Annotated in this window: 6 protein-coding genes; 3 read left to right on the top strand and 3 right to left on the bottom strand. The window is 54.5% G+C overall.

Annotated elements, in window-relative coordinates; genetic code table 11:
• Positions 1-190: 190 nt before the first annotated feature.
• From clpB to rluD, 3 genes are all read right to left on the bottom strand, one after another.
• Entirely contained in the window at positions 191-2,788 is a 2,598-nt protein-coding gene (gene clpB / locus QT231_RS21955; protein ID WP_308338924.1) for an ATP-dependent chaperone ClpB, read from the bottom strand.
• Between the two features lie 167 nt (positions 2,789-2,955).
• Positions 2,956-3,711, bottom strand: a complete 756-nt coding sequence (gene pgeF / locus QT231_RS21950) for a peptidoglycan editing factor PgeF (protein ID WP_308338923.1) — start codon at positions 3,709-3,711, stop codon at positions 2,956-2,958.
• Positions 3,708-4,667: a 23S rRNA pseudouridine(1911/1915/1917) synthase RluD gene (gene rluD / locus QT231_RS21945; RefSeq protein ID WP_308338922.1), complete on the bottom strand. Its 960-nt coding sequence runs from the start codon at positions 4,665-4,667 to the stop codon at positions 3,708-3,710. The genes pgeF and rluD overlap by 4 nt, the downstream gene beginning before the upstream one ends.
• 206 nt (positions 4,668-4,873) lie before the next feature.
• Between rluD and QT231_RS21940 the strand changes: the two genes are divergently transcribed.
• From QT231_RS21940 to QT231_RS21930, 3 genes are all read left to right on the top strand, one after another.
• Positions 4,874-5,689: an outer membrane protein assembly factor BamD gene (locus QT231_RS21940; RefSeq protein WP_308338921.1), complete on the top strand. Its 816-nt coding sequence runs from the start codon at positions 4,874-4,876 to the stop codon at positions 5,687-5,689.
• Positions 5,690-5,925: 236 nt separating this feature from the next.
• A complete protein-coding gene (locus QT231_RS21935) occupies positions 5,926-7,635 on the top strand; it encodes a methyl-accepting chemotaxis protein (protein ID WP_308338920.1) in 1,710 nt (569 codons plus the stop codon).
• 89 nt (positions 7,636-7,724) lie between these two features.
• Positions 7,725-9,443 (top strand): bifunctional diguanylate cyclase/phosphodiesterase, encoded by a 1,719-nt coding sequence (locus tag QT231_RS21930; RefSeq protein WP_308338919.1) that lies wholly within the window; start codon positions 7,725-7,727, stop codon positions 9,441-9,443.
• Positions 9,444-9,452 lie beyond the last annotated feature (9 nt).

Genomic DNA, 9,452 nt, shown 5'->3' with positions numbered 1-9,452 from the left:
CGTCGGCTAGCACTTCCCCTTGCCGGGCGTGCAGGGGACTTTCACCCCCAAGTCATCCTGAGGCACCACCCCCAGGAACAGCGCCAGTCAAGGCGCTGCGCGCCATGCCTGGCGCACCATAAAAAAAGCCCCGCTAGCAAAGCTAGCGGGGCTTTTACCCTATTCAATTGCGCGCAAGTGGCGGCCGCAATTATGAGCTAAATACCAACTTGCCCTCTTCTGCAGTGATATGAATAGTATCACCAGGGGCAAATTTACCCCCCAACAGGTCTTGGGCCAGCGGGTTCTCGATACGGCTCTGAATCGCCCGCTTGAGTGGCCGGGCCCCATAGACAGGGTCAAAGCCTACGACCGCCAATTGCGCCATCGCTTCTGGGCTAACCTCAAGTTTCAGGTCGTGTTCGGCGAGGCGCACTTTTAAGCGCTCAAGCTGAATACCGGCAATCGCCTGAATCTGCTCTTGGCCCAGGGCGTGGAACACCACCACTTCATCGATACGGTTGATCAGCTCAGGCCTGAAGTGATTGCCCACCACCTCCATGACCATATTTTTCATTACCTCATAATCGCTATCTTTATCAGCACTAACGTCACCCCCCATACGCTGGATAATGTCCGAGCCCATGTTGGAGGTCATCACGATCACGGTATTGCGGAAATCCACCGTGCGCCCCTGACCGTCTGTTAAGCGGCCATCTTCTAATACCTGAAGCAGAATATTGAAAACATCCGGGTGGGCTTTTTCCACCTCATCCAGCAGCAGCACCGAGTAGGGCTTGCGACGCACGGCCTCGGTTAAGTAGCCGCCCTCTTCATAGCCTACGTAGCCAGGGGGTGCACCGATCAAACGGGCCACGGAGTGCTTCTCCATAAACTCGGACATATCGATACGCACCATGGCCTCTTCGGTATCAAACAGGAAGTTAGCCAGCGACTTACACAGCTCGGTTTTGCCTACCCCGGTGGGACCGAGAAACAGAAACGAGCCGTTGGGGCGATTAGGATCGGAAAGCCCGGCCCGTGAGCGGCGCACCGCGTTGGCCACCGCCTCGACAGCTTCATGCTGTCCAATCACTCGCTCGTGCAGCGCCTCTTCCATACGCAGCAGTTTATCGCGCTCGCCTTCGAGCATTTTGGAGACCGGAATGCCCGTCCAGCGGGATACCACTTCGGCGATCTCCTCTTCAGTCACATTGGAGCGCAGCAGTTGGTGGCTGGAGGTATCCGCCTCCCCCTCGCCGCTTTCAGCAATTCTCTTCTCGAGCTCTGGAATCTTGCCGTACTGAATTTCCGACATACGGCCCAAGTCGCCCTGACGACGGGCCTGCTCCAAATCAAGCCGTGCTTGCTCCAAATCGGCCTTAAACTGCGCAGCCCCCTGAATGCTGGCTTTTTCAGCTTTCCAAATTTCATCAAGATCAGCGTATTCGCGTTCTAACTCGTGAATCTGGGTGCTCAGTGCTTCCAGACGTTTCTTGCTCGCTTCATCGGTCTCTTTCTTAAGCGCTTCCCGCTCCATTTTAAGTTGGATCAAGCGGCGATCAAGGCGATCCATCGATTCCGGCTTGGAGTCCAGCTCCATACGAATCCGCGAGGCGGCCTCATCGATTAAATCGATGGCTTTATCGGGCAGTTGGCGATCGGTGATATAGCGTGTCGATAGCTTGGCCGCGGCAATAATAGCGGAGTCGGTAATATCCACGCCGTGGTGAACTTCGTAGCGCTCTTTTAGGCCGCGCAGAATTGCCACGGTGTCCTCTTCGGTGGGCTCATCCACCAGCACCTTCTGGAAGCGGCGCTCAAGCGCAGCGTCTTTCTCGATGTACTTGCGGTACTCATCCAGGGTAGTGGCACCCACGCAGTGCAGCTCACCGCGGGCCAGAGCAGGCTTGAGCATATTGCCCGCATCCATGGCACCTTCGGCTTTGCCTGCGCCGACCATAGTGTGCAGCTCATCAATAAACAGAATTACCCGCCCCTCTTCCTGGGAGAGCTCTTTAAGTACCGCTTTCAAGCGTTCTTCAAATTCACCGCGGAACTTGGCACCTGCCAGTAGCGAGCCCATATCCAGCGAGAGCACGCGCTTATCTTTTAAGCCTTCAGGTACTTCGCCGTTCACGATGCGCTGGGCCAATCCTTCGACAATGGCAGTTTTACCTACGCCCGGCTCGCCGATGAGTACCGGGTTATTTTTAGTACGCCGCTGCAATACTTGTATGGTACGGCGAATTTCATCGTCACGGCCAATCACCGGGTCGAGCTTGCCGTCCAGCGCACGCTGGGTAAGATCCATGGTGTATTTATTGAGCGCTTCACGCTGATCTTCGGCGTTAGCGTCGTCCACCGTGGCACCGCCGCGCAGGCTGTTAATGGCGGCTTCGAGGGATTTGCGGTTAATGCCTGCTTCTTTCAGCAGCTTGGTGATCGCTGAATTCATTTCCAGCGCCGCCAGCAGCACCAGCTCACTGGCAATAAACTGATCGCCGCGCTTTTGCGCTTCACGATCGGTTAAATTAAACAGCTTGATGAAATCCCGCGATGGCTGCACTTCGCCGTCGAACTGCCCCACCTTGGGTAAGTTATCCAACTGCTGTACCAACCCATCGCGCAGGCGCGAAGGGCTGCCCTCGGCTTTTTCAATCAGGGCTTTAATACCGGTGTCTTTGGTGTCGAGCAGGGCTAGCAGCAAATGGGCGGGGTCTAGCTGATTATGGCCGCGGCCCACGGCCAGTGACTGCGCCTCGGCAATCGCGCTTTGGAGCTTGGCGGTAAATTTATCAAAACGCATGGAATTCCTCCTGGGGTAGCCGTGCGTTTGGACGCACCGCGTGACCCGATAACGTGTCATTAGACGTGCTAAATCACTCTTAGCTTGACAAGTTAAATGGCGTCAGTTCGACGCTTTTCAAGAGGTGGCGGCGTAAACCGCTGGCTTAAAGGACGCTTTTATTAACGTTAATTGATCCAGATCACGCTGGCCATACGACCTGTCTTACCACCATCGCGTCGGTAGGAGTAGAAGCGCGATTCGCAGGCGGTGCAGAAGTGACCGCCGCTAATGTGATTGACGCCCAACGCCTCTAACCGAAAACGCGCCAGCCGATATAAGTCGGCCATGTAATGCCCCAGCCGATAAGGGCTATGGTCAAAGGCGTCAGCGGTATCTGGATGAACGGCAACAAAGGCGCCGTAGACTTCTGGCCCAACTTCAAACTGGGCGTTGGAGATCGCAGGCCCTAACCAGACCAGAATATCGTCAGGATCAGTGTTCATGGCCGCGATAGTCGCTTCCAGCACGCCGCCCGCCAGGCCACGCCAGCCGGCATGGGCCACCGCCACCTGGGTACCCGCTCGATTGCAGAACATAACCGGCAAGCAGTCTGCCGTCAGCACTACGCAGGCGTACTCATCGGAGGTAGCAATGGCGGCATCCGCGTCGGCAGCTTCTGTTTGATAAAACTGTTGCACGCGGGCGCCATGGGTCTGGTTCAGCCACAGCAGAGGCCGCTCGTCGCCTATTTCCTTTTGCAACAAACGACGGCACAACGCCACATGATCAGCATTATCGCCCACATGTAAGGCGGTATTAAAAGCGGCAAAATCACCCTGGCTAGGCCCTGATTCCCGGGTCGTCACAAAGGCGCGCACGTTAGTCGGCGCAGGCCAGTCCGGCACTAAAAGCGTCGGCCGTAAATTAATGGCATCGCTCATCGCATCGTCTCATTATCTTCGCGCAAGTAATCCAACAACATTAACAAATCATCGGGGAGGTCTGCCTGAAAGGTTAATGTTTCGCCGCTTACCGGGTGCTTGAAAATCAACTTACGCGCGTGCAAAGCCTGACGGGGAAACTCACGTAGGATCTCCTTCAACGGCTCGGCGGCGCCAGGCGGCAGCTTGGCACGACCGCCGTACATGGGGTCACCAATTAAGGGGAGTCGAACATGCGCCATATGCACACGAATTTGGTGAGTGCGCCCTGTTTCCAACTTGCAGCGCACATGAGTATGAGCGCGGAACCGCTCTACAACACGAAAGTGGGTAATGGCAGGCTTGCCTGAAGCAGTCACCGCCTGGCGCTTACGGTCTTTGGGGTGACGGCCAATGGGCGCATCGATAGTGCTACCCGACACCGGCTTACCAATCACCACTGCATCGTACTGGCGTGACACGCTGCGCGCCTGCATCTGCTCGACCAGCGCGGTTTGCGCAGGCAGCGTTTTAGCTACCATCATCAAGCCCGTAGTGTCTTTATCCAAGCGGTGCACAATGCCCGCCCGAGGAACTTCGGCAATGGCCGGGTGATGATGCAACAACGCATTTAACAGCGTGCCATCCGGATTACCCGCCGCGGGATGAACTACCATACCGGCGGCTTTATTAATTACCATCAGCGTGTCGTCTTCATAGACGATATCCAGCGCAATATCCTGCGCCTCAAACCGGGTATCGTCTTCAATGGTGGCCTGAAGCGCCAACACTTCGTGGCCATGCAGCTTGGCTTTCGGCTTGGCTGGTGCGCCATCCACCGTCAACTCACCAGCGTTGATCCACGCTTTCAAGCGTTCGCGGGAGTAATCGCTGAACAACTCAGCCGCCGCTTGGTCTAATCGCGCACCGGCTAACGTCGCGGGTACGCGCTGCGTGTCTTCAACTATACGAGACATGAAAAACCTATACGAGACATGAAAATCCTCTTTAAGACGCAAAAAACCTTAGCGGCTACCTTTGACGACGCCTAACGAAACGTCGCTAAGCCTGCGTTTTGAGCCGAGGTGTTTTATAGTGGGCGGACTGAGACCTATTCTACCATTTCTACTTATGGCCATCGCCGCTTTTTGGTGATTGAGGCTTGTTTGCAACGAGGATGATGATGCGCGTTTTTTCAGCTGCCAACCGCTTTGGCGTTCTAGCCCTAAGCCTTGCCCTTCTAGCGGGCTGTGCAAGTAACAATACCAGCGAAGAAGAGGAAGATGAGTTTGCGGGGGTACAGGAGCGTGAGCTCTATGAACTGGCCCGCACGGCCCTCGACAGTAACCGCTACCCGATTGCGATAGAGCGCCTGGAAGCGCTTGATACGCGCTATCCGTTTGGCGCGCATGCCGAGCAAGCCCAGCTCGAGCTAATCTATGCCTACTATGAAAACAGCGATTGGGAAGAAGCCCGGGCGGCGGCCAGCCGCTTTATTCGCCTGCATCCTGACCATCCGCAAGTGGACTATGCCTACTATCTGCGTGGCCTTTCCGCGTGGCAGGCGGGTCGTTTCAGCCTCGAGCGCCTGCGCCTGATCGATATTTCCAAACGCGATTTGGGGGCTTCGCGGGATGCCTATAACGACTTCCGCGAGCTGATTCAGCGTTATCCGCAGAGCGAATACGCCGCTGACGCCCAGCAGCGTATCGTCTACCTGCGTGAGCTAATGGCCCGCCATGAGCTCCACGTCGCTGATTACTACCTACGCCGTGGCGCTTACTTAGCAGCCGTTGAGCGCGGTCGTTGGGTAATCGAAAACTACCCCGAATCCAGCGCTACCCGAGATGCCCTGGCCACCATGGTTGAGGGCTATCAAGGCCTCGACATGGAGGACCGCGCCAATGAAGTTCTCGCTGTGCTGCGTGAAAACGCGCCTAATCACGAACAACTGCAGGGCAGCCGTTTTGTTCCCAAGCACTTAGGCCGAAATGATTAAGCCTGTGCGGGCCAGCAATCGCTAAAAACTGTACAACATCTATCTACCAAACCACGCTTCGGCGTGGTTTTTTTTATTCAAAAAAAGATCAAACAGATGATTTTAAAAGAAAAAACACAGACTGACAGCAAGCATTGTACAGGTAGTCATTATTTCCTATACAAATACTGTACAGAAATGTATGATTAGCTCGTCTGCATAATAAAGTGCCTTAACGGCACCTAAGGGAGCAACCAATGCCACTTTTTAAAGCACGTTCCAGCAACACCAAAATTAGCACGCGTTTAACACTCGGATTTGCTGCCTTGCTTGGGCTGCTGGTTCTGTTAACCGCCGTCGGCATTTATCAGGTCAATCAAATTGACCGGGATTTAGCGACAATCAACGACGTCAACGGAACCAAACAGCGCTTTGCAGTGGACTGGCGAGGTAGCGTACATGATCGCGCTATCGTGCTTCGCGACATTGTGATCACCGCCGGGAACGGCAACCTCAGCTCCTTAGAGAGTGAAATGGAACGCCTGCGTAGCGCATACAGCACAGCCACGACAGGCATGGAGCAAGTGACCAGCGAATATGCTGGCACTGCTCAAGAGCAAAGTATTATTAACAGCATCAATGACCAAGCCATACTCACACGGGAACTAACCGAGCAGGTAATAGCAGCCCGCGAAGCCGACGAGTATGCGCAGGCGCAAACACTGCTACTTGAACAGGCAGGCCCCGCTTACACCGAGTGGCTTAACCGCATTAATCAGTTTATCAACCTCCAGCAGCAGTTGAACGACGCCACCACAGCGACAGCCCGCGATACCGCCTCCGGTTTTCAAATGCAGATGCTGGGGCTAACACTCTTTGCGTTATTGGTCGGTGGTTTGATCGCGGTGTTTTTATCCCGCCAGCTGCTACGTGAATTGGGTGCTGAACCCTATGAAGTCAAAGCCTTCGCGGAAGCCATTGGTCGCGGCGAGTTAACCAGCCAGGGGCAGCTCAAGAAAGGTGATACACGCAGCATTATGGCGTCACAGGTTGCCATGGCGCATCAATTACAAACCATTGTGACTCAGGTGCGCGCTTCGGCAGAAGCGGTGGCCAGCAACAGCGAGCAAATTGCTGAAGGCAATAACGACCTCTCTTCGCGCACCGAACAGCAGGCCAGCGCACTAGCCGAAACCGCCTCAGCAATGGAGCAGCTCAACAGCACCGTCAAACTCAACGCCGATAACTCCGAGCAAGCTAGCAAAGAGGCCTCCAGCGCCTCTAACACAGCCAAGCAAGGCGGCGCAGCGGTCAGTCAGGTCGTTGCCACCATGAACGATCTCAATAAGAGTTCTCAGGAAATTGCGGGAATCATCTCAACGATTGATGCAATTGCCTTTCAAACCAATATTCTGGCGCTTAACGCCTCGGTCGAGGCTGCCAGGGCTGGGGAACATGGCCGCGGCTTTGCGGTAGTCGCAGAAGAAGTGCGTAAACTTGCCCAACGCAGTGCCGATGCCGCAAAAGAGATCAACGACCTTATCTCTAGCAACCTGGAACGGGTCGCCCATGGCAACGAGCGCGCCGAAGAAGCCAGCAAATCTACAGAGCAGATCGTCGCGGCTATCGAGCGGGTCACCAGCATCATGCATGAGATCAGCCATGCCAGCGCCGAGCAGAGCACCGGTGTGCAGGAAGTGGGACGAGCGGTGACCGAGATGGATCAGGTTACCCAGCAGAACGCCTCCCTGGTACACGAAAGTGCCACGGCGGCCAACAACTTGCGGCAAAACGCCCACTCTCTACTGTATGCCATGGAAGTCTTCAAGTTGCCGAATGCGCAACAAAAAGCACAGCCGTCTCGTGCAGCATTGGCCCCTTCACCTGCACGCACCAATGCCTCGAACAGACCAGCACTCCCTGCTGTGAAACGTCAGCAGGAAGCACCTGAGTGGGAAAGCTTCTAAGTTAAAAATGGTTTTTCAATTAACTATTTAGAGGCATTCGGCTCCTAACCCTTAGGAGCCGTTTTTTATAGCCCTCCCCCGAGATGACGATGAAGCCCACTCAAAGCCTGTTGAAGATGTTCTTACTACCGATCTTAATGATAGTGCTCCCTGCACTGTTATTGATGGCTATCGCCATGGAGATTCGGGTAACACAATCGCTGAACAACGTTGGCACTGTCGCTCAGATTGCCACGTTGTTGGTGGGAATTGGCATGATGGGAGGACTCATCGGCGTTGCGCTCTTTTTTGTCTGGCGGAGCAACAAGCGTTTAATGATCATTGGAGATGCTATTTTATCACTCACCAATAGCCAGCAAGCGCTGTCCGATTTTCAAGCGATCGAGCAGATGAGCCGACAGCGCAGTGGTTCTTTGGCGCGTATTGCTAACGCACTAATGACGTTTCGTGATGCCGAAAAACAACGTCGGGAAGCCGAATATAAAGTGCACCGATTGGCGTATTTCGACACGCTAACCCAGCTGCCCAACTGGCAATTGATGAGAGAGCATCTTCAACATTCGCTTGATACAAGCCAACAGACCGGCACCTACGGCGCGCTGATCTACCTGGACGTTGACGATTTCAACCGCATCAACGACAGCTGTGGGCACCGTATGGGCGACAACCTACTCCAGCAAATTGCCGAACGCCTTTCCGGCTTGACGGTCGAAGGCGCTACCATTGGCCGCTTAGGCGGCGATGAGTTTATGGTGATCATCGATGGCTTAGCCAGCGAACAGCTAAAAGCGGCCGAGAAAGCCGAGGCGTTTGCCGAACAGTTACAGCAAACGCTAAGCCCCTGTTACTGGGTGGAAGACAAAAAGCATTTCCTTAGCGCAAGCATAGGTATAGCACTGTTTAATGGCCTTCAAGAGAGCATTGATAGCCTCTTTCAGTATTCCAACGCGGCCGTTCACCTTGCCAAGCTAACGAGCCCCAACGGGTTACAGTTTTACGACCCGGCAGTGCAAGCCGAACTTGAAGCCAGAACCGAACTAGAGCACGACCTGCGTATGGCCATCGAGCGACAAGAGTTTGTATTGGTCTACCAATCACAAGTGGACGGTCTGGGGCGAGCTATTGGCGCAGAGGCATTGATCCGCTGGGAACACCCGCGCCGCGGGTTTATATCACCAGGCACCTTCATCCCCTTAGCCGAAGAAACAGGTTTAATCGTGCCGATTGGAAACTGGGTACTCGAAACAGCCTGCGAACAGCTAGTTATCTGGGCAAACGACGAAAGCACCAAGCATCTAACATTAGCAGTCAACGTCAGCGCCAAACAGTTCCAACAGCCCGATTTCGTTGGCACTGTCTGCGGCGTGCTAACCAAAAGCGGTGCCTCGGCACACCGGCTAAAGCTGGAACTGACTGAAAGCACCATGATCGGCAAAATAGATGACATCATCGCGCGTATGCTCCAGCTCAAGGCGCTGGGGGTTAGCTTTTCCTTAGACGATTTCGGCACTGGCTACTCGTCGCTGCAGTACCTCAAACGGCTCCCTTTAGATCAAATCAAAATCGACCAGTCGTTTGTGCGTAACCTACATAAAGACACGGACGACAAGGCCATAGTGCAAACCATTATTGCCATGGGGCGTTCGCTCGGATTGCAGGTTATCGCCGAAGGTGTAGAGAACCACGAACACTGGCGGTACTTAAACGAACACCAGTGTCACGCCTTCCAAGGGTATTATTTTTGCAAACCAGTCTCCGCTACCGAGATGGTACAGCGAAGCTTAGCCCCGCCACCGATGCCCATTTAATCCTGAAGT

The organism is Halomonas sp. SpR1 (assembly GCF_031010175.1).
Classification (GTDB): Bacteria; Pseudomonadota; Gammaproteobacteria; order Pseudomonadales; family Halomonadaceae; genus Vreelandella.
Note: the sequence above shows the minus strand (reverse complement) of the source record. Positions and strands in the feature narration are given on the sequence as shown.

Coding starts and splice junctions, on each gene's coding strand:
- clpB (WP_308338924.1), bottom strand. CDS start 2,788: ATGCGTTTTGATAAATTTACCGCCAAGCTCCAAAGCGCGATTGCCGAG.
- pgeF (WP_308338923.1), bottom strand. CDS start 3,711: ATGAGCGATGCCATTAATTTACGGCCGACGCTTTTAGTGCCGGACTGG.
- rluD (WP_308338922.1), bottom strand. CDS start 4,667: ATGTCTCGTATAGTTGAAGACACGCAGCGCGTACCCGCGACGTTAGCC.
- QT231_RS21940 (WP_308338921.1), top strand. CDS start 4,874: ATGCGCGTTTTTTCAGCTGCCAACCGCTTTGGCGTTCTAGCCCTAAGC.
- QT231_RS21935 (WP_308338920.1), top strand. CDS start 5,926: ATGCCACTTTTTAAAGCACGTTCCAGCAACACCAAAATTAGCACGCGT.
- QT231_RS21930 (WP_308338919.1), top strand. CDS start 7,725: ATGAAGCCCACTCAAAGCCTGTTGAAGATGTTCTTACTACCGATCTTA.